Source organism: Rhodococcus sp. MH15 (assembly GCF_019266045.1).
In the GTDB taxonomy this organism is placed as follows: domain Bacteria; phylum Actinomycetota; class Actinomycetes; order Mycobacteriales; family Mycobacteriaceae; genus Rhodococcus_F; species Rhodococcus_F qingshengii.
On sequence record NZ_LPNP01000079.1, the window covers coordinates 84253 to 103920 of the forward strand.

Annotated in this window: 15 protein-coding genes and 1 riboswitch; of the genes, 8 read left to right on the top strand and 7 right to left on the bottom strand. The window is 61.6% G+C overall.

Annotated elements, in window-relative coordinates:
* Positions 1–126: 126 nt before the first annotated feature.
* Together ATN37_RS22735 and ATN37_RS22740 are read left to right on the top strand one after the other, a co-directional pair.
* The gene (locus ATN37_RS22735; RefSeq protein WP_218695643.1) at positions 127–1920 is read left to right on the top strand and encodes an alanine racemase; all 1794 of its coding nucleotides are present in this window, start codon (positions 127–129) and stop codon (positions 1918–1920) included.
* A 31-nt stretch (positions 1921–1951) separates the two neighbouring features.
* Entirely contained in the window at positions 1952–2794 is an 843-nt protein-coding gene (locus ATN37_RS22740; protein WP_218695644.1) for a hypothetical protein, read from the top strand.
* Here the strand turns inward: ATN37_RS22740 and ATN37_RS22745 are convergent, their stop codons facing one another.
* Positions 2795–3769, bottom strand: coding sequence for a TauD/TfdA family dioxygenase (locus ATN37_RS22745; protein WP_218680129.1), 975 nt, complete (start codon positions 3767–3769; stop codon positions 2795–2797).
* Positions 3770–4003: 234 nt separating this feature from the next.
* On the opposite strand from ATN37_RS22745, the gene ATN37_RS22750 reads away from it, so the two are divergent.
* Positions 4004–4429, top strand: coding sequence for a nuclear transport factor 2 family protein (locus tag ATN37_RS22750; protein WP_029538424.1), 426 nt, complete (start codon positions 4004–4006; stop codon positions 4427–4429).
* A gap of 3 nt (positions 4430–4432) precedes the next feature.
* On the opposite strand, the gene ATN37_RS22755 is transcribed toward ATN37_RS22750, so the two are convergent.
* A complete protein-coding gene (locus ATN37_RS22755) occupies positions 4433–4666 on the bottom strand; it encodes a hypothetical protein (RefSeq protein ID WP_047269827.1) in 234 nt (77 codons plus the stop codon).
* A gap of 279 nt (positions 4667–4945) precedes the next feature.
* On the opposite strand from ATN37_RS22755, the gene ATN37_RS22760 reads away from it, so the two are divergent.
* The gene (locus ATN37_RS22760; RefSeq protein WP_020970156.1) at positions 4946–6439 is read left to right on the top strand and encodes a stealth family protein; all 1494 of its coding nucleotides are present in this window, start codon (positions 4946–4948) and stop codon (positions 6437–6439) included.
* A 51-nt stretch (positions 6440–6490) separates the two neighbouring features.
* On the opposite strand, the gene ATN37_RS22765 is transcribed toward ATN37_RS22760, so the two are convergent.
* From ATN37_RS22765 to ATN37_RS22775, 3 genes are all read right to left on the bottom strand, one after another.
* Positions 6491–7858, bottom strand: a complete 1368-nt coding sequence (locus ATN37_RS22765) for an NtaA/DmoA family FMN-dependent monooxygenase (protein WP_007729254.1) — start codon at positions 7856–7858, stop codon at positions 6491–6493.
* 20 nt (positions 7859–7878) lie between these two features.
* Positions 7879–9117, bottom strand: coding sequence for an LLM class flavin-dependent oxidoreductase (locus ATN37_RS22770; protein WP_256933461.1), 1239 nt, complete (start codon positions 9115–9117; stop codon positions 7879–7881).
* Between the two features lie 87 nt (positions 9118–9204).
* Positions 9205–9318, bottom strand: a riboswitch (SAM riboswitch).
* A 78-nt stretch (positions 9319–9396) separates the two neighbouring features.
* Positions 9397–10302 (bottom strand): phosphodiesterase, encoded by a 906-nt coding sequence (locus ATN37_RS22775; protein WP_218695646.1) that lies wholly within the window; start codon positions 10300–10302, stop codon positions 9397–9399.
* A gap of 339 nt (positions 10303–10641) precedes the next feature.
* On the opposite strand from ATN37_RS22775, the gene ATN37_RS22780 reads away from it, so the two are divergent.
* Together ATN37_RS22780 and ATN37_RS22785 are read left to right on the top strand one after the other, a co-directional pair.
* Positions 10642–12015, top strand: coding sequence for a dicarboxylate/amino acid:cation symporter (locus ATN37_RS22780; RefSeq protein WP_058037184.1), 1374 nt, complete (start codon positions 10642–10644; stop codon positions 12013–12015).
* A gap of 172 nt (positions 12016–12187) precedes the next feature.
* Positions 12188–12547 carry an excalibur calcium-binding domain-containing protein gene (locus tag ATN37_RS22785; RefSeq protein WP_003940648.1) on the top strand — a complete coding sequence of 120 codons (360 nt, stop codon included), beginning with the start codon at positions 12188–12190 and terminating at the stop codon, positions 12545–12547.
* 52 nt (positions 12548–12599) lie between these two features.
* On the opposite strand, the gene ATN37_RS22790 is transcribed toward ATN37_RS22785, so the two are convergent.
* Positions 12600–13727 (bottom strand): alpha/beta hydrolase family protein, encoded by a 1128-nt coding sequence (locus ATN37_RS22790; RefSeq protein WP_165639749.1) that lies wholly within the window; start codon positions 13725–13727, stop codon positions 12600–12602.
* A 112-nt stretch (positions 13728–13839) separates the two neighbouring features.
* Between ATN37_RS22790 and ATN37_RS22795 the strand changes: the two genes are divergently transcribed.
* Complete coding sequence (locus tag ATN37_RS22795) at positions 13840–17022, top strand: DEAD/DEAH box helicase (protein ID WP_218695647.1); 3183 nt, start codon at positions 13840–13842, stop codon at positions 17020–17022.
* 113 nt (positions 17023–17135) lie between these two features.
* Positions 17136–17711: a TerD family protein gene (locus ATN37_RS22800; RefSeq protein ID WP_003940660.1), complete on the top strand. Its 576-nt coding sequence runs from the start codon at positions 17136–17138 to the stop codon at positions 17709–17711.
* An 81-nt stretch (positions 17712–17792) separates the two neighbouring features.
* Here ATN37_RS22800 and ATN37_RS22805 read toward each other — a convergent pair whose 3' ends face one another.
* Positions 17793–19082 (bottom strand): plasmid pRiA4b ORF-3 family protein, encoded by a 1290-nt coding sequence (locus ATN37_RS22805; protein WP_233405556.1) that lies wholly within the window; start codon positions 19080–19082, stop codon positions 17793–17795.
* Positions 19083–19668: the final 586 nt, after the last annotated feature.

The following is a 19668-nucleotide window of genomic DNA, read 5'->3' on the forward strand; positions in this document are numbered from 1 at the left end:
TGTATCCTCATACTGCACGTAAGTGTCCTGCGACACAACAGTTGGAGCAAAGTTGCCCAGCTCACGCCAACCGTCCGGTCTGGAATGCCCGGATCGTGAACCGCCTTCGGAGAAAACGGGGAGATCATGACCGGACCGACCATCACCGTCGACCTGCGTCGTATCGAACAGAATGCGCGCGTCCTCGTCGAAGCGTCCAATGCCAAGGGTATTGCGGTGGCGGGCGTCAGCAAATCTACATGTGGCTCCCCCAAGGTGGCCCGAGCAATGGTCCGCGGCGGCGTCGCACAGATCGCCGACTCCCGCCTGGACAACCTGGCCCGAATTCGCCGCGACGGCATCACCGTTCCCCTGATGCTGATCCGCGCACCGTCGTTGAACGAGATCGACGACACGATCCGCTACGCGGACATCAGCCTCAACTCCGAGTTGACGACGATTGTTGCTCTGGGCAGAGCAGCACTGACGCGAGGAGTCATCCACGACATCGTGCTGATGATCGACCTCGGAGATCTCCGCGAAGGAATCCTGCCGGCGGAGGCGTTGGACGTAGTCGCTGAAATCCTTCCCATCGAGGGCATCAGACTGATCGGAATCGGCGCGAACCTCGCGTGCGTCGGCGGCATCCAGCCGACCGTCGACAACCTGTCGAATCTGGTCTACATAGCCGACGAAATCACGAAGCGGTTCTCGATCGAACTGCCGATCGTTTCCGGCGGCAATACGTTCTCGCTGCCACTCCTCGAGACGGGCACGATGCCCGAGGGGATCAACCATCTGCGTTTGGGTGCCAGCATCGTACTGGCCGAATCACCTACTCCCCCCGGACTGTACGAACTGCTGAACAACGATGCCTTCACTCTCACCGCGGACATCATCGAGGCCAAGGTCAAGCCGTCGCGGCCGTATGGAGTCTCAGGGGAAGACGCATTCGGCCGACGCCCCGTCTTCGACAACGAGGACAAGCCGAGCCGACGCCTGATCTTGTCCATCGGCCGCGAGGACATCTCGCCGGAAGGCTTGACCCCGATAGATCCGCGCCTGAAAGTGATCAGCGCCAGCAGCGATCACCTCCTCGTCGACGCCGGAGAAACAGGTGACGAATACCGACTGGGTGGCACGGTCGACTTCACGATCGACTACGGCGCGCTCTTGATGGCAATGACATCGCCCTACGTCCAAAAGCGGTACGTTCTGGGCACCGAACCGATCGATGCCAATGCGACCGTCGAATTGATCGACCTCGAAACTACCGGGCTGGCAAGCCATCTCCTCGATCACGGTCTACGCGAAGACATGTCCGGAATCGGTTTCAGCTGCATTCAAGCCGAGAACGCCGCCGCGGATCTCACGACGTTGCCGCTGTGGCTCACTACCGAGGCCTGGCAGAACACCAGAATTCCGATCGCCACCGAACCCGGAACCGATTTGGGTGCAATCATTTTCGCCTCCCACGGCGATATCGAACAATTGCTGTCGTCGGCAGCGGATCTGCACGGCCCCAGTTTGGAGAACACCGTCTTGGTGGGCGTCAAGAACGCCACGGTCGATCACAAGCGCGCACTCGACGAGTACGGGGTATTGCTGGTGACGATCGACGAGATCGATCGCCATGGCATGGCGGCCTTGATGCCTCGCGTCCTCGCCGCGGCGGGCCAGGGTGTGAACGGCGTCCACGTCCACTTCGACCTGGACATCATCGACGGGCGTGTTCTCGGCGTCGACGACACGACACATCTGGGCGGCCTCACATTCCGAGAAGCGCACCTCGCCGCCGAATTCATCAGCGAGACCGGCCTGACGAGATCGATTTCGATCGGCAGCGTTGCGGGAGCGGATTCCGATCCTCTCGGCCGTCAGGCGACCTTCGTCGACGGACTGGTTGCATCGCTGCTCGGGCGCAAGGTGGTCAAAGCCTGACGTTGTCGGCAGCCCTTGCGAGAATCGTTCGATGATCACGCGGAGCTCCGGTCAGCACGTATTCATCGCACTCGGCACGCCGTGGCTCGATGCCGTGGTCGCGTTTCTCGAACCCCGTGCCCGTGTCGATCCCTGGATCATGCGCGGAAAGATGGCCATCGGCGACCTGTTGATCACTGTTCTCGACACCACTCCTCGCACGCTGCTCTGCATCGAGACCGTGGCTGCGCCGTTCGACGGCACGTCGCCGATGGAAGTCGATGAACGCCCGTACGAACTCCACGGTTTGCCCACCGTTCCCGAACTCGAACAACGATGGTCCATCACGTTTCCCACGGATCCAGGGCCGGTCGACGACGCACTGGCCGACCGGATTCTCACGGCCGGCCAGTCACACTATGCGCACTACTTCGGCGACATCGACACGCTGGATCCGACGTCCACAGCTGCCCACGCCCGAACGTTGATGCACGAGCGGGGAAACTGCACAGGTTGCCGCTCACCGCTGCCGTTGCGAATGTTCAACAGCGGTGATCGCCTTCACTTTCATTCCGCATCACGGATCTTCAGGCAGGCTGAACCTGGTGACGACTACCCAGCCGTCCTGTGCCGCAAATGCACCGGAAGGATGGCCACGTCCGGGCACACCAACTTCATCGACTACATGCTGTCGAAGAATCCACTGTGCCCGCAGTGCGGTGCACACAGAACCGCTCAGTGTGCCCCGGGGATGCCGGTCCATCCGTTCGATCACCTACCGTGGCTCGCCGGAACAGGCTGCGTCGTGGGACCGGACACCCCGGAATGGACGTGCCGAGCGTGCAGTCACTCATGGGGACAGATGTTCCCGCCGGATCACCCGCAGCACGACTGATCAGTTCGCGGCGAAGCCAGGAAGCCGGTCGATGTCCGCGATGATCGAATACTCCGCGGCGTCACCCTGGAGGATTCGACTCTGCTCGCCGTGGACGTCGACGGGGACGTCGCCGGCCAACGTCACCCGGTGCACGCTCCGGGCCTGAGTCCCGTAGTCGGCGATACCGTAATGCTGAGTCGCCTGGTTGTCCCAGATCGCCAGGTCGCCGGCCGACCAGTTCCATCGAACAGTGTTTTCCAACTTGATGATTCGTGCCTGCAGGATCTGGTAAAGAGCGACCGACTCCGACGGCTTGAGTCCGACGAACTCCTTGAAGAAGTGCCCGAGCAGGAGGGTCTTCTCCCCCGTCGCCGGATGGATCCGCACCACCGGGTGTTCGGTCTCGTAGATCTCACGGGTGAATTCGGCGTAGTAGGCCTGGCGCTGCGCATCTACCGGGTTCGCCTGATCGACAACCTCGGCGTAGTCGTAGGCATTGGTGTGAACGGCCCGCAAATTCTCGACCAAGACCTTGAGCGAACGCGGCAGTTGGTCGTACGCAGCGGTGGTCGACGCCCACGTGGTCGCTCCGCCGTACTCGGGAATGGTCGTCGCTCGCAGAATCGAGGCTTTCGGAATGCGGTCGACAAACGTCACGTCCGTGTGCCAACTGTTGGCGGCACGGTCGAGCACCAACAGCTTGTCGCCCCTGGACTTCACCGTCGGATGCGGGGTGGTCTGGGTGCCGAGGGTTCCGGCGAATTCGTACTGCGACGTGTCGTCGAGATGCTGCTGCCCACGGAAGAACACAACCTTGTGCGCTGCCAGCGCATAGTTGATCGCGTAGGCGGTCTCTTCGGACAAGTCGCCGGAGAGATGGACGCCGTCGATGCGGGCGCCGATCAGCTCGCCTACTTTGTGGACGGTGATTCCGCCGGCAGCGTAGATCTGCTCCGGGGTCTGGGTGACACGTTCGAGTTCGGTGACGGACATGGCGATCTCCTGTGAGTCGGTCAAGCCTACGGGCGCGGCAGTCGTCATGGCGCTGCCTACTGTGAACACTCAATCATTTACGCTGCGGGCTCGAATACGGTTGAACTCGAGGTGATCTCAAAGTTCACCGCTCCCTCGTCGGAGAATACTGCCGCTCACTGGGACGAGGCCGTCGTCGTTGTCGTCATGAGCTGTAGCGTGCGATCTGCCGCACCCACGTCTACGGAGGACAGCATGCAACCCGAGGGCCCTGCCGAACAGATTCGTTCAACGCTCGCTCGCATCGCGCATCTTGCCGATACCGGCTCGGTCGAGGATTACGTGGAGCAGTTCACGCGCGAGGCCGAATGGAACATGCCCGCCAATCCCGATCGCGGTATCCCCGCACAGGTACGACGTGGCCGTGAAGAAATTGCTGCTGGAGTAGTCGAGCGTCGAGCCGCCGGCATACAAGGCCCGGGCACATTCACACGCCACGTCACCACGGCGATCGCCGTGGACGTGACCTCGGAAACGACAGCCCGCGCGGATGCGGTGTGGACGTTCTACGTCGACACGACCACCTCGCCCAAGCTCAGCGGCGTCGGGAGCTACGCGGACGAGTTCGAACTCGAAGACGGGCGGTGGCGACTCTCGCGACGGGTGATTTCGCGCGGCTGACGCTCAGTCTTCTTCGCCGGTGATCGCCTCACACCAGTCCTCGACCTGATCGATCCCCTCTTCCGTCCATTCCGGGCTCATGTCTTCGAGTGCATCGAAGACCACCTCGCAGGTCAGCATCTCCGGTGAACCCTCCGACCCCGCTGCCTCGGTTCGCTCCGCAGACGCTGTCGCAACTGGGCCGGCGGCCAGCGCAACCGCCACCGCGCCTGTTCCGACCATCGCTTTCACACGCATCGGTTCTCCTCCTTCACTCTCGCTTCGGTCCTCGGGGTACCCGACTCGCCCCGCGCTACCCATCCCCGTCACTCATGTCCGACTTTCGGCGCCGACGGCATAGACTGAGCTCGTCGCCACCACGCTCTCGCAGCGTCGGGGCGACAGATACACAGCTGGATCAGAATCGGAAGGCATCCCATTACAGAATCTCCCGCTCCGCACGACATCTACTTCGTACCTCCGGAGCAGGACAGCCCCAATCCTGTGGAGCCGGCGTCGGCCGCGTCACGCGCACGGATGGGCGAGCTACCCGAGACCGTCCGATTCAAGAATCGTTTTGCCCTCGCGATCACGACCACCACGCCGCTCGAAGCGATGGTCGAAGATCTCCTCTTCATCCGCGACATCCTCGACGCCGCAGGAATCGAGTATCTACTCGTCCGCGGAAACGACGAGCGCCCGGTCATCGCGGTCAGCTGGACGGAACGCAAGAACCTGCGGCAGGCACTTGTCGAGGGATGCGCAAACGCACCCTTCTATTCCAAAACTGTCGACGCGAAGAAGAGTCCAGCGCTCCTTGTCGCGGACGGTGCCCTGTCGAAAACCAACAAGTCACGGATCTTCCGCTTGTTCCGTCCGAGGGTTCACGTCGCAAGCGGTATGAACTACGGCGCGAACATCGGCGTTCAGATCGAATTGTGGTCGATTTCCGACGAAGAAATCGTCCTACCCGTCGAGAACTCACTGACACGACGAACCGTCCTCCCCGAAGAAGCTGTCCGAGGAACCGTCGAGCGATTCGGCCGGATCTGGCCGACCATCGAGAACATGTTCGCCGATCATGCCTCCGATATCAGCTTCGATATCGATCTTGTCTTTTCCTGGGTCGACGGTTCTTCCAAAGAGTTTCAGGCTCAGCGCGCCAAGCGCATGCAGAACTACATCGTCGGCGAGGGCGACGAATCAGAAGCGCGCTTCCGTCAGATCGACGAGCTCAAATACGCACTTAGATCTATCCACATGTACGCGCCGTGGATCCGGCGGATCTTCGTCGCAACCGATTCCGATCGTCCGGACTGGCTTGCCGACGATCCGCGAGTCACGTTCATGCCCAGCGAAAAGTTCTTCGCCGATCCAAGTGTGTTGCCCACCCACAATTCTCAAGCTGTCGAGTGCCAGCTGCACCATATTCCGGGTCTGGCAGAGCATTTCCTCTACTCCAATGACGACATGTTCTTCGGTCGCCCCGTCGGCCCTGACATGTTCTTCTCCCCCGGTGGGATCAGCATGTTCATCGAGGCCGACACCAGAATCGGATTGGGACACAACGACAACGACCGCAGCGGGTTCGAGAATGCGGCCCGCGTCAACCGCCGTCTGCTGCAGGACCGCTTCGGCCTGATGACCACCAGACATCTGGAGCACGCAGCGACGCCACTACGCAAGAGCGTGATGGCCGAGATGGAACGCGAGTTCGCCGAAGACTTCGCGGCCACTGCAGCAAGCACCTTCCGCGCGAGTTCCAATATCTCGGTGACCAATTCGCTGTACCACTACTACACGCTCATGAGTGGACGGTCGGTGGTGCAGAAGTCCGCCGCCGTCAAATACGTCGATACGACGGTCAAGGCCGGTTTGCGCGACATGGACTCACTGCTCGCCAAGCGCTCCATGGACTTCTTCTGCCTCAACGACGGCAGCGCTCCGGAGATCGATCTGGAACTTCGCACACGCAAGATCACGGAGTTCCTGGAGAGCTACTACCCCATCCCGGCTCCCTGGGAAGCCTAGACGAAACAAGGGCCCAGCCGATTTCGGCTGGGCCCTTGCTACTTCGGTCGATCAGCGTGCTGTCACATGCTCCCGTTGCACCGGAATGGGCAGTCCGAGATTGTCACGCAACGTCGTTCCTTCGTAGTCACTGCGGAGGACACCTCGATCCTGCAACAGCGGCACCACGTCGTCGACGAACTCATCGAGGCCGGTCGGCACAAGGTGCGACCCGAGGATGAACCCATCCGAACCGTCGTTGCTGACAAACGAATCTATTTTCTCGGCAACCTGCTGCGGTGTACCGACGATCGGTCCACGCTCGAACTGATCGATCACCACTTCGCGCAGATTCAACTTCTTGCTCTCCGCTACCGCGCGCAGTTTTGCGACGGTCGCGAAACGATCTTGGTGAATGAAGGCGCGGCCCTGGATGATCGGCGGAGCCTCGGGATCCGGAGCGATATCGGGTAGTGGTCCTTCGGGGTCGTACTTCGACAGATCGAGATTCCAGATCTGTTCGAGCAGAACCAAAGCGGTCTGGCCGGTGACCTGCTGGTCGCGAATCTCTCGGTACTTCTCGATCGCATCTGCCTCCGAGGTGCCGAGAACAAAACTCGCCGACGGCAGGATCTTGATGTCACCCGGGTCACGTCCGGCCGCAACGGCACGTGCTTTGATATCGCGATAGAAATCGGCCGCCTCGGGCAACTGACCGTACGGTGAGAAGATCGCGTCGGCATTGCCGGCAGCAAAATCGCGCCCCTGCGGCGACACCCCGGCCTGCAGAATAACCGGGCGCCCTTGCGGGCTACGCGGCACTGTGAATCGGCCGTTCACGTCGAAATGCGATCCATGAAAAGCGAATTCACCGGCATCCGGTCGCGCGAGAAAGCGCCCTGATGCCTTGTCGGCCACGATGTCGTCGCTTCGCCACGAATCCCACAGTTCACGCACCAGCGCTACGGTCTCCTCCGCACGCTCGTATCGTTGCGCGCGGTCGAGGTATCCGCCGCGGCGAAAGTTCTGGCCGGTGAATGCGTCGAACGAGGTGACGACGTTCCAGGCGGCACGTCCTCCGGACAACTGATCGAGCGTCGCGAATTGGCGGGCCAGTTCGTACGGCTCGTTGAACGTGGCATTGATAGTGCCGGCCAATCCGAGGTGTTCGGTTACCGCCGCCAACGATGCAAGGACCGTGAAGGTGTCCGGCCTACCGATGATGTCCTGATCGAAAATCTGTCCTGCACGCTCACGAAGGGCAAGGCCTTCGGCGAGGAAGAAGAAGTCGAACTTCCCACGCTCGGCGGTTCGAGCGGTGTGTTCGAAGGAATCGAACTCGATCTGGCTGCCCGCCTGCGGATCCCACCATGCAGTGTGATGGTTGACGCCGCCGAGGTAGGCACCCAGGATGACCTGCTTACGCTTCTGAGAACTCATGAAAATGTATTCCTCGTCTGTCAGGCGGCCGGAGTACCGGCGGCGTAGCGGTTGGGAACGTCGATGGGTAGGCCAAGCAGTCCGCGAAGATTCGTCTGCGGATACTCGGTGCGGAATACGCTGCGTCGCTGCAATTCAGGTACCAGCTCACCGGCGATGGCGTCGAGGTCGTCCACGACGACGCCCGGCCGCAACCGGAAGCCGTCGATTCCCAACTGCTGCCACCGGAGCAGAAGATCTGCCAACTCAGCCGCGGTGCCGGTGAAGGTCAGCGCGTCCGAACGGTATTCGGCGCCGGCCTGCGCGTCGAGGCGAGCGAGCCGTTCCTTTCCGGTTTCTTCCGGAGCATCGAAGAATACGACGATGTCGGTGAAGACCCGAAGCGGTTCGCCGGTGCGCTGCACGTGTTCTTCGGCTGCTCGCACTTCACCCAGGATTGCCGTGACCTGCTCGTCGTCGAACGGCGTCACGAACACCAGATCGGCCGTCCGCGCCGCCAGCTCGTACGCGACCCGCTGATGTGCCAATGCGGTGACGACGGGATGCCCCTGCGGCGGGCGCGGAGTCACCGACGGTCCACGGACCGAGAGGTACTTTCCCTCGAAGTCGATGTAGTGCAGCTTGTCCCGGTCGATGAATCGGCGCTGCTCCACATCACGGATCTCGGCGTCGTCCTCCCAACTGTCCCAGAGTCTCCGGACGACGTCGGCTGCCTCCGCAGCTTCGTCGAACAGCGCGCGCACGAAGTCCGGGAGGACGCCTGAAACGATCGACTGACGGTCGGCATCGGTGAGCGCTGGGATGTCGCGGCGCCCGAACTGTGCTGCCTCGGATTCCGACGCCGACACCTTCACCTGCCACCCGGCGCGACCGCGCGAGGTGTAGTCCAGCGTGGCAACGGCTTTGGACACGTGGAACGGTTCGGTGTGAATGGTGGTGATGGTCGGGATCAACCCGATGTTGCTCGTGATCGGTGCCAGTCGGGCGGCCACGAGATGTGCGTCGAGCCGAGCGCGCACCCGGTCAACCGCGTCGTCGACAGGCTCGAGTGGGTTGGCCGGCACCGAGAGACTGTCCTCGATGGTGACGAAATCGAGCAGACCACGCTCGGCGATCGTCACCACGTCAGTCCAATACGACGCGCTGAACAGCTCACTCGGGCGCGAGTGCGGCTCTCGCCAGGCCGCTGGGTGCCAACCGGCACCGTCCAGCGCTACGGCGAGATGCAGCGGAGCAAGATGAGAAGGGGTCGAGGTCATCGGCGCATACTCCTGTTCGAGAACTACTCGGGAGCGCACAGTGCCGACCGCAGAAACCGTCAGCACCGGACTGACGGTTCTCGTGGCGACTGCCGCTTGCGACACGCACCGCGCGTATCGCCAGGTGTGATTCCGGGGCACCCCATCGGCATGAAGGGTTGCCGTCCAGCTAGCCGGTCCTTGTTGCTGGAGCTCTGCACCTACCTCGACGGTAGTGAGTACGCGACCGCCCGGCAATCACCCAGAACTGCGCGTGGGTGTCGGAAACCGCCTGCCACCTCAGATGATCGAGCGTGCCGCCTTTTCGCTCTCGAGGATTCGAATGCCGGCAACACTGAGCCTCCGGGCACCCTCGGCCGCGTCGACGGGCTCACCGACCGTCACGTGCGCGCCGAGTGGAACGACCGAATGAACAATTGTCTCGTCGTACACGTGCACCAGATTGCACCCCTGAGCCCCGTCACGACCACGCTGACCACCGACTTCCACATTCAAGTCCTGGGTGTAACACGTCGACGACGCCACGGAAACCGGAATGCCGGCGAACGTCGCCGTCGTCGAATAGTGCAGATGCCCAGCAAGAATCGCCCGGACGTCGCTGCCACGCAAGACGTCCGCCAACCGGGACTGATCGCGCAACTCCACCAGAACCGCGAGATCCTGAATGCACGGAACCGGCGGATGATGCAGCGCCAGAATTGTTCCGTCGGGCGCCGGCACCGCCAATTCTGCGCGTAGCCAATCCAATTGGCCATCCGTGATCTCACCGTAGTGATGCCCGGGAACCGACGAATCCAGGGTGATCACCCGCAGTCCGTCAAGGTCGTAGACGTTGTCGACGGGATCATCGGTGGCGTCCTCGCCCAACAGCAGAGATCTGAACGTAGGGCGGTCGTCGTGGTTGCCCATCGCCCAGACGACCTGCGCATCGATCTCGGCCGCCACGGGTTCCACGATGGCTTTCAGTTCCGCGTATGCGTCGGGGTGTCCCTGGTCGGTCAGGTCGCCGGTGAATATCAGTGCATCCGGGCGTGCGCCCGAGGCCACGATCCCGCTGAGCACTTCCCGCAATCTCGTCGACGCATCCACGGCGTCGTACAACTCCCCCTGAGCCACCAGATGCGTGTCACTGAGGTGCACCAGGAAATGCTTCGGACGCGGGTACTCGGCATTCCGAACGCTCATCGGTCTCTCGCTTCCGCTTGCCGACGCGTAGGCGCCGGTGCGGCACCTACTGATCGTCGAGACTAGTCAACCGACCAACAGTGACTGATCGGGGCACGCCCGACGAACACGAAGCGAACTCCCGCGGCGACCCTCGGGATCGAGTAGTTGAAGCTGCGAGTAGTGTGTGGACAGTGTTGTTCCTGACCAGTCGGCGTTACGTCGACCTTCGCCTGCAGGCGAGCGCAATGTGTACGCGCTCGCTCTGACCTGACGCGTACCAGGAAACATTTCTTCGAATCTGCCCGGCCTCTGGTGCCGCGCTGCGTTTCGCTCCCTTGATTTTCGAAAGGCATAGTCATGCCCAGCTCCACCTCCACCGGCGTGCCGGAAAAGTCCACGTCCCGTTTTCCGTCCTGGGCGACGGCATTCGGACCGCAGATCGTCGCCGGTCTCGTACTCGGTGTCATCATCGGTCTCGTCGCCCGGGCAATGCCTGATGCGGCCGACGGCAACGTCAACTGGTTGGTCGGCACCGTGCAGACCATCGGCTCGAGTTACGTCAAGCTGCTCACCGTTGCGGTGATCCCGCTGGTGTTCACCGCCATTGTCAGCTCCATCGCCAACCTGCGCCAGGTCGCCAATGCAGCTCGCCTGGCCGTGCAGACCTTGCTCTGGTTCGCGATCACCGCTTTCATCGCTGTGATCATCGGCATCATCGTCGGCCTGATCACCGATCCCGGTTCACGGACCGACGTCGCCGCCGAAGCCGCGAAGGAACCCAAGAGTTCCGGTTCGTGGTGGGCGTTCATCACCGGACTGGTTCCGAACAACTTCCTCGGGTTGGGTGCAAAGACTTCCGTCGCCGAAGGCGTGGCGACTACATCGCTGAGCTTCAACGTCCTGCAGCTGCTCGTCATCGCCGGTGCAATCGGTATTGCTGCACTCAAGATCGGTCCCAAGGCTGCGCCGTTCCTCGAGTTCAACGCTTCGCTGCTCGCGATCGTCCAGAAGGTCCTGTGGTGGATCATCCGCCTTGCCCCGATCGGCACCGCTGCGCTGATCGCCAACGCTGTCGCCACCTACGGATGGGATGCGATCGGGTCGCTGGGCGTCTTCACCGCCGCCATCTACATCGGTCTGGCGATCGTGTTCTTCGTGGTCTACCCCATCCTGATTGCCGCACACGGCCTCTCGGTTCGAAGCTTCTTCTCCGGCGTCTGGCCCGCAACTCAGCTCGGATTCGTCTCGCGCTCGTCGATCGGCACCCTGCCGTTGACCGAACGCGTCACCGAACGCAACCTCGGCGTTCCGCGTGAGTACGCCTCGTTCGCCGTTCCGCTCGGTGCCACCACGAAGATGGACGGTTGCGCCGCAATCTATCCCGCGATCGCGGCGATTTTCGTCGCAGGCTTCTACGACGTTCCGCTGACCTTCACCGACTACCTGCTGATCGTCGTCGTCTCGGTCATCGGCTCGGCAGCAACGGCGGGAACCACCGGTGCGACAGTCATGCTCACACTCACGCTCTCCACCCTGGGTCTTCCCCTGGCCGGCGTCGGACTGCTCCTCGCAGTCGAACCGATCGTCGACATGGGCCGTACCGCAGTCAACGTCACCGGCCAGGCACTGGTCCCGGTCATCGTCGCAAAGCGTGAGGGAATCCTCGACAAGGTGCGCTTCGACGCTCCCCGCAACGGTGACCCCTTCGCCGAGGAACTTGTCGACGCGTAACCCTCGATGACTACAGCAGCGTCCTCGCACCTGAGCAATACGGTGCGGGGACGCTGCTTTTCACCCCAGATTTCACCCTTACCGAAATAAACCATTTGGTCGTTATGACCAGTATGCTCAGCCGGCACAGCCCTCCGAAGTGGAAGGGCTGCCCAGTTGAACACGAGGTCACATGAAGCTCCGCCGTCTGGCATTCAGCGTCGCAGGTTGCGCCGCAATCACTCTGGTTGCCGCGCCCGCCGCTCAGGCATCCACGGTTTTCGATTTCCTACCGATCGAGATCGCACGCATGATTCCGACTGGCTCTGCCGACGCAGTCCAGCCGTTCCTTCCCCCGGTCTTCGCACCGCCGGCGCCGCCCGCTCCGCAAGCGCCCCAGAACCAGCCGGCGCCGCAGAACACTCCCGCACCAGCGCGGTACTACCAGAACTGCACAGCCGTTCGTAATGCCGGCGCAGCTCCGTTGTACCGGGGCCAGAACGGATACGCCCCGCATCTCGACCGCGACAACGACGGCATCGCCTGCGAGTGATCCAACGCTCGGGTTGTGGTGCATCCACAACCCGAGCACTGTTGTCGAACCGTCAGACGCCCAATGCCCGGGACAGAGTCGGCCACGCCTTCGGCAGTCGTTCACGCCAATACGCCCACGCGTGCGTGCCGTTCGGCTCGTAATCCACCTGCGCCGGAATCTTCAGCTCCTGCAACCGAGCGTCGAACATCTTGGTGCAGGCGTGGGCGGCAACCTCGATGCCGCCGCCGATCACCAGACGCTCGAGCAGTTCAGGAGTCTGCAGCGTCTCGTCAGATCCGGGACGACCGTTTGCCGTCGACACGTAGATTTCCTTGCCACGCAACTTCTCTGCGTTGATCAACGAATCGTGTGCCTCCCACTCCGGGCCCCCTGGCACACCCCAGATGTTGGCCGGATCTCCGCTTCGAGAAGAAATCGTGGCCTGGACGGCAGTTCGGCCGAGCGGATCCATCGTGGAATAACAGCCGCTGAACACGGCAACGCCGCGATACATGTCCGGAAAGCGTTGGGCGAGCATCATTGCACCCATCGCGCCCATGGAATTGCCGGCAATCGCGTTGATTCCGTTGGTCTCGAGTCGCGCGTCGATCAGCGGTGGCAACTCCTCGGTGATGAAGGTTTCCCACTTGTGCAGTCCCAGCCGCGGATCCGGATTCTCCCAGTCCGAGTACAGGCTCGCGATTCCGCCATTGAGCATCACGACGTTGACGTTCTTGTCGGCGAAGAACGCCGGGGCGCCGCCGATCGTCATCCATCCGCTGCTTTTCTCTCCGGCGTCGACACCCTCGAGCATGTACAGCGCTGGGCGCGGAACCGAATTGTCAGCGGGTAGCAAAATCTCGACGCCGACCTCGCGTCGAAGTGCGAGCGACGCCACCGTCAGCCTGATCGCTTGTGGTGCGGTCACCTTCTCGCCGACGATGGCCGGGACGACGATGTCGTCGCGCAGGTCCGGTTTGGGGCCCGGATCCTCCTGAAGTGGTCCCGGGATCGTCGACCCCGAGCTCACGCTTCCCTCGACGCTGCCCAGACTTCCCGAGCTTCCCGAACTACCCGAGCTTCCGGAACTCGGCGCTGCCGTCGACAGTCCGCCCAATTGCAAAGAAAGTGCACAGACGGCCAAACACACCGCACCTGTGCGCGCAGATCGAATCCACGCACGCCGCTCAGTCCTCATGAAACTCCCAAACCAGTCAAAGATGTTTCCGTGAACATACCGTGCAGTTCGGACTTTCTTGGACAAACGACCACGACAAGATCTGTCGGTCGCCGCTACTAGGCTGGCCCCCGTGCAACCGGATTCAGTCAGGGCCCTCGACCTCGACCGAATTCGCGCTGTCGTGGGCACAACCACCTACGAACGCGGACTTGTCTACCTGGGGGAGAATGCAGTCGAATCCATCGGATGGAACGACACCGCTGACATCTTGACCGGCGCTGTATCGGGAACTGCGCGAGAGCCGTACACCTGCACGATTTCGGTAAGTCGCAGCGCGGCCGGTACAGCAACGTTCACGCGTGGCCTCTGCACGTGTCCCGTGCGGATGAACTGCAAGCACGTGGTCGCGTTGGTGCTCGCAGCGGTGGCCGAGGCGAACACGACGCCACGACAACTCGGATGGGACCGCGCGCTCGAGGAGTTGCTCCGACCAGACCCGGCCGGCCGCACTACACGTGGACTTGGCATTCAATTCACCACCCGAACCAAGGGCGCATCGACACGGCTCCTCGTCAAACCAGTGCAACCAGGAGCGAGAGGGTGGATCTCCGGCGGACTCGCCTGGAACAAACTCGGAAGCACTTTTCAGTTCCCCGCAGATCACCTCCGGGTTCTACGCGACATTCATCTCCTCCACAGCGCCGGCAACTACTACCGAAATCAGAATGCAGCGGAGATCGATCTTGCCGGGTTCGCGAGCCCGCAACTCTGGTCGCTTCTTCGTGAGGCCATCAGCGTCGGCGTTTCACTCGTTCACTCGAAGGCCGGCCTCGGCAACATCTCCCTACTCGACGATGCCAACATCTGCCTCGACGTCCACGGAGCAGAAGACGACAACCTCCGTCTCACTCCCCGAATTCAGACCGATGGGCACATCATCACCCATTCCGACTGGGGACTTGTCGGTACGCCGGCACATGGTGTCTTCGCGCTCGACGCCGCCAACGCGATCACGCTCGCACCGCTGCACACGCCGGTCACCCACCAATTGAGGCAGTTGATCGACTCCGGAAAGTCAGTCGACATACCCGCCGAGCATCGAGATGCGTTCACTTCGCGGTTCGTGTTCAAACTCGGAAGCCTCGCTCCCGTCATATCTTCCGACGGTGCTTACAACCCACCGACTGTGTCCGGTCCTCGGCTACAACTGATGGCCACTTACGAAGGCGACCACCGCATCGACATCGAGTCGGCATGGAAGTACACCGTCGATGCCGACGAACTGATCATTTCTACCGCCGATGCAACCACCGACGAGTCCGAGGTCCGCAATCACGCTGCCGAAGATGCCATCACCAACAGCCTCGGCGCGGCCGCGGCGAAGGCCACTCTCGCGGGAACTTTGACCGGCCTCGATTCCATGCAGTTCACACTCGACCTCCTGCCCCAACTCGAAGCGCACGACGCCATCGACCTCAAGGTTGCAGGAACCCCCGCCGACTACCGGCCTGCAGACGACGCTGTCGTGATCGGCCTCAGCACATCAGCCCCCGACGGGGACAGCGGATCCGACTGGTTCGACCTCTATGTCACCGTCGATGTTGCGGGACAAAGCGTTCCGTTCACAACACTGTTCTCTGCTCTGAGCAAGGGCGAGACTCACATACTGCTACCGGACGGCGCCTTCTTTCGGCTCGACGCACCTGAACTACTCGGCCTGCACCGTCTCATCACCGAAGCGCGGTCGCTACTCGATCGGCCTACCGGCAAACTCGGGATCAGCAAATTTCAGGCCGGACTGTGGGAAGAATTGACGGCGCTCGGAAGAGTCGAACATCAAGCAGCAGCATGGAAGAAGCAGATCGCAGGATTGCTCGGCAGTTCGGGCATCGATCCCGTCGAAGTCCCGGACACGTTGACGGCAACGCTACGTCCCTATCAGGTCGACGGATTCCGTTGGCTCAATTTCCTGCGCCAGCACAGCTTGGGCGGCATACTCGCCGACGACATGGGCCTGGGCAAGACACTGCAGACCCTCGCAATGATCTGCGCTGCAAGGCAATCGAATCCAGCCGCGCCTCCCTTTCTGATCGTCGCACCCACCAGCGTCGTATCCAATTGGAAGTCCGAAGTGGCGAAGTTCGCACCGACCCTCCACACCGCTGTCATCACGGACACGCTGCGCCGCAGAAAAACCGATCTGGCCGCACTCGTCGACGGGGCGGACATCGTCGTGACGTCGTACGCCCTCTTCCGCCTCGACACCGATGCGTATTCCGCGGGCCGCTGGTCCGGACTGGTACTCGACGAAGCCCAATTCGCCAAGAACCACAAGTCCAAGGTCCACCAGTGCGCGAGGGCGGTGAACGCACCGTTCAAACTCGCGATCACCGGAACACCCATGGAGAACAATCTCATGGAGTTGTGGTCTCTCCTCGCGATCACTGCACCAGGACTGTTCCCCAGTCCCACCACCTTCACCGACGTCTACCGCAACCCCATCGAAAAGGAAGGCGACACAGAGCGATTGGCGCAACTTCGGCGGCGCGTCAAACCGCTGATGGTTCGGCGCACCAAGGAACAGGTGGCTGCAGACTTGCCGCCGAAGCAGGAACAGATACTCGAGATCGAGTTGCATCCGAGCCATCGCGCGATCTACGACACCCACCTGCAACGCGAACGGCAGAAGATTCTCGGACTGCTCGACGACGTCGACAAGAATCGGTTCACGATCCTGCAATCGCTGACGCTGCTACGCCAACTCAGTCTCGACGTCTCGCTGGTCGACGAGGAAAGCGGACCCGTCCCATCGGCCAAGGTCGACGCTCTCGTCGAGCAATTGGACGACGTCATTGCCGGCGGACACCGTGCGTTGATCTTCAGCCAATTCACCGGGTTCCTCGGTTCTGTCCGCAACCGACTCGACGAGGAAAGAATTCCGTACAGCTATCTCGACGGTTCGACGCGCAATCGCGGTGAAGTGTTGGAGGAGTTCAAGTCTGGTGCAGTCCCCGTCTTCCTGATCAGCCTCAAGGCTGGTGGCTTCGGCCTCAATCTCACCGAGGCCGACTACTGCTTCATTCTCGACCCCTGGTGGAACCCGGCCGCCGAGGCACAAGCGGTCGACCGTACTCACCGCATCGGGCAGACACGAAACGTCATGGTCTACCGCCTCATTGCCAAAGACACCATCGAAGAGAAGGTCATGGCACTCAAAGCCAAGAAGTCGGCATTGTTCTCGAATGTCATGGACGCCGAAGGCACACTGGGCACCGGACTCGACGCCGACGATCTTCGCGCGCTGTTCGAGTGAGGTGCCTATTCGGTCGAACCGCACCTACCCGCTCACGGTAATGTGAGTCGCGAACGGACAACACAGAACTCCCGAACGAAGAAATCCACTTCGTTCGAACGAGAGGAACCTGAATGGGCGTCACACTTGCCAAGGGCGGCAACGTATCTCTGTCGAAGGCCGCACCCAATCTGACCAAGGTCGCAGTCGGTCTCGGCTGGGATGCACGCAGCACCAGTGGTGCCGACTTCGACCTCGACGCCAGCGCGTTGGTCACCGGCCCGGAACGCAAGGTCCTTTCCGACCTTCACTTCGTCTTCTACAACAACCTTCGCTCGCCCGACGGATCCATCGAGCACACCGGCGACAACCTCACCGGTGAAGGTGACGGCGACGACGAGGTCATCAACGTCGACCTCCCGGCTGTACCGCCCAACGTCACCAACATCTTCTTCCCCGTCTCGATTCACGACGCCGATGCGCGACTCCAGTCCTTCGGACAGGTCACCAACGCCTACATCCGCGTCGTAGATCTGTCGAACGGCTCCGAACTGGCACGCTACGACCTCTCCGAAGATGCATCCACCGAGACAGCCATGCTTTTCGGTGAGCTCTACCGCCACAATGGCGAATGGAAGTTCCGTGCAGTCGGACAGGGATACGCATCCGGACTCGCCGGAATCGCCCGCGACTACGGCGTGAACATCTGATCTCTATCGGTACACGAAACGGGGTTCGATTCGGCATTGCCGGATCGAACCCCGTTTCGGTTGTCTGCGTCGACGCGCGAGTTAACGCCGCAGGATCGCCCTCGCGAGGTGAACAGCCCAGGGCGAGTCCGCTTTGCTGCCGAACTTCCCCAGCTCGTACCCCGTAGCGCCGATCAATCCGAGCACCTCTACGGTGCTCCCTGACGTGTCACGTCTGGGAGTCTGAGCCCCAGCCATCAGGATGCTCGACGACCGAATCGGCTCCAGCGCTCCCGCGACGAAACGATGACGATCCGCCGGCGACATGCCGGCGGCTACAGCAAGGAGGACAAGGAGTTCCACCGCTCTCTGCGAGCCGCCGGGCGCAACCGGAACTCCCTCGACGATCACCGACCACGTCATTGACGCGTCCCGCTCTGCCGACTGTCCCCGCTTCGTCAGAACAATCTGCCCTTTGTGCTTTCGCACCAGGCCGAACTTCTTGAGCACTGCGAAGAGTGATCGCCCTTGTGGAAGGTTTACAGGTCCCAGTTCAGGTTCGTCGAGCATCGCGTCGACCGTCGTGAAGAAATCATCGGCACCGATCCCTTCGACACCGATCAGAGCCAGAACCGCTTGAATGCGTTGGCCCGCCTCGACGTGGACCAACTCCCCGATTGCCGACTGATCGTCAATGCCTGCTCGGGCGAGGACCGCGTGCAGTTCCGGGACTCGCGAGGGTCCCAGGCATTCGACGAGCTTTGCAATGTCGTACGACGCAGCGATCTCGTCCGGTCTAGGACTATGCAGTCGATTATTGACCTCAGCGATCTCGAATCGTGTCGGCTCGAAATCAGTTTGTGGCCATTCGAGGGTCCATTCATGGGAGCGCAGCTTCTCCGAAGCGAGAACACCGAGGAGTTGCTCGTACTCGTCAGGTCCGACACATTCCTCCGGCGGACAAGCACCGCGACCCGCGGCACACACAACTTGGAACCCTTCGGGCAGTACTTCGGAAGATTCAAGTGTCAGCGTGTGGCGCCAGTTCCCGAAGCGTCCGTAGCGATAACTGATTTCATCGCCAGGCGAGACCATGACCTCGTCCAGGCGTACCGCGGACTCTACGATCGCCGCTCGGCCGGCCCGACGCTGCTCGGCGTTGCTCCCGGAAGCTACGTACTCTTCGACCTCGCCGGGAAATCGGCTGCCGGACTTGGACCACGCGTGCGATTGACGGTCACTCCACCCCATTGCCCGTTGAACCACCGAATGCAGGTCATCCAGATTCAGATCCGACGCGACGAGGATTCGTCGCCAGATCTGAGTGGAAACATTGTCGACACTGATACGTATCGCGTATTGCGCCGGTACCGCGCGCCTCTTCGAACGCAACGATCGCGCAATCTGAATGCCCCCACGCCCTCCGCCAGCTTCTAGTACAAACCTTTGCAGTTCTTCAGGTTCCGTCGGAACGAGTCGCAAATGCGACACCCTCGAGCTGCTCAACCCCACCATGAGACTCAGCCTAGGCCAAAGCGCTAGGGACGAAGGCACAAAATCGGAGAGTACTTCGGACTTATGAGACGGTTCACAATCTATACCTTGGCTAACAAGTCGCTACGTGCGTCGGCGACGGCATCTTCCTGGCCCAATTCCTGCCCTGATGGAGTGAACGTACCGTTCCCCTCGTTGAGGAGAGTGAGAGTGCCGTTCACTCCATGCCGGGGTGCCGGCGGCGTGCCCGCCCCTGATGGTGTGAACGGTACGTTCGGTCGATCTGAGGCGACGACAGTGCCGTTCGCTCGAAGTCGGGGGCCGGCGAAGGTACTTTCGGGTGATGGTGGGGGTGTTTCGGGTACGAGAAAGCCCCCCAACCAGTACTGGTTGGGGGGCTTCTCTAATGTGTGTTCGGCGGTGTCCTACTCTCCCACACCCTGTCGAGTGCAGTACCATCGGCGCTGAAGGGCTTAGCTTCCGG

Bases quoted from the DNA above. Each gene is read 5' to 3' on its own strand.
- ATN37_RS22735 (WP_218695643.1), top strand. From the start codon at position 127: ATGACCGGACCGACCATCACCGTCGACCTGCGTCGTATCGAACAGAAT.
- ATN37_RS22740 (WP_218695644.1), top strand. From the start codon at position 1,952: ATGATCACGCGGAGCTCCGGTCAGCACGTATTCATCGCACTCGGCACG.
- ATN37_RS22745 (WP_218680129.1), bottom strand. From the start codon at position 3,769: ATGTCCGTCACCGAACTCGAACGTGTCACCCAGACCCCGGAGCAGATC.
- ATN37_RS22750 (WP_029538424.1), top strand. From the start codon at position 4,004: ATGCAACCCGAGGGCCCTGCCGAACAGATTCGTTCAACGCTCGCTCGC.
- ATN37_RS22755 (WP_047269827.1), bottom strand. From the start codon at position 4,666: ATGCGTGTGAAAGCGATGGTCGGAACAGGCGCGGTGGCGGTTGCGCTG.
- ATN37_RS22760 (WP_020970156.1), top strand. From the start codon at position 4,946: ATGGGCGAGCTACCCGAGACCGTCCGATTCAAGAATCGTTTTGCCCTC.
- ATN37_RS22765 (WP_007729254.1), bottom strand. From the start codon at position 7,858: ATGAGTTCTCAGAAGCGTAAGCAGGTCATCCTGGGTGCCTACCTCGGC.
- ATN37_RS22770 (WP_256933461.1), bottom strand. From the start codon at position 9,117: ATGACCTCGACCCCTTCTCATCTTGCTCCGCTGCATCTCGCCGTAGCG.
- ATN37_RS22775 (WP_218695646.1), bottom strand. From the start codon at position 10,302: ATGAGCGTTCGGAATGCCGAGTACCCGCGTCCGAAGCATTTCCTGGTG.
- ATN37_RS22780 (WP_058037184.1), top strand. From the start codon at position 10,642: ATGCCCAGCTCCACCTCCACCGGCGTGCCGGAAAAGTCCACGTCCCGT.
- ATN37_RS22785 (WP_003940648.1), top strand. From the start codon at position 12,188: ATGAAGCTCCGCCGTCTGGCATTCAGCGTCGCAGGTTGCGCCGCAATC.
- ATN37_RS22790 (WP_165639749.1), bottom strand. From the start codon at position 13,727: ATGAGGACTGAGCGGCGTGCGTGGATTCGATCTGCGCGCACAGGTGCG.
- ATN37_RS22800 (WP_003940660.1), top strand. From the start codon at position 17,136: ATGGGCGTCACACTTGCCAAGGGCGGCAACGTATCTCTGTCGAAGGCC.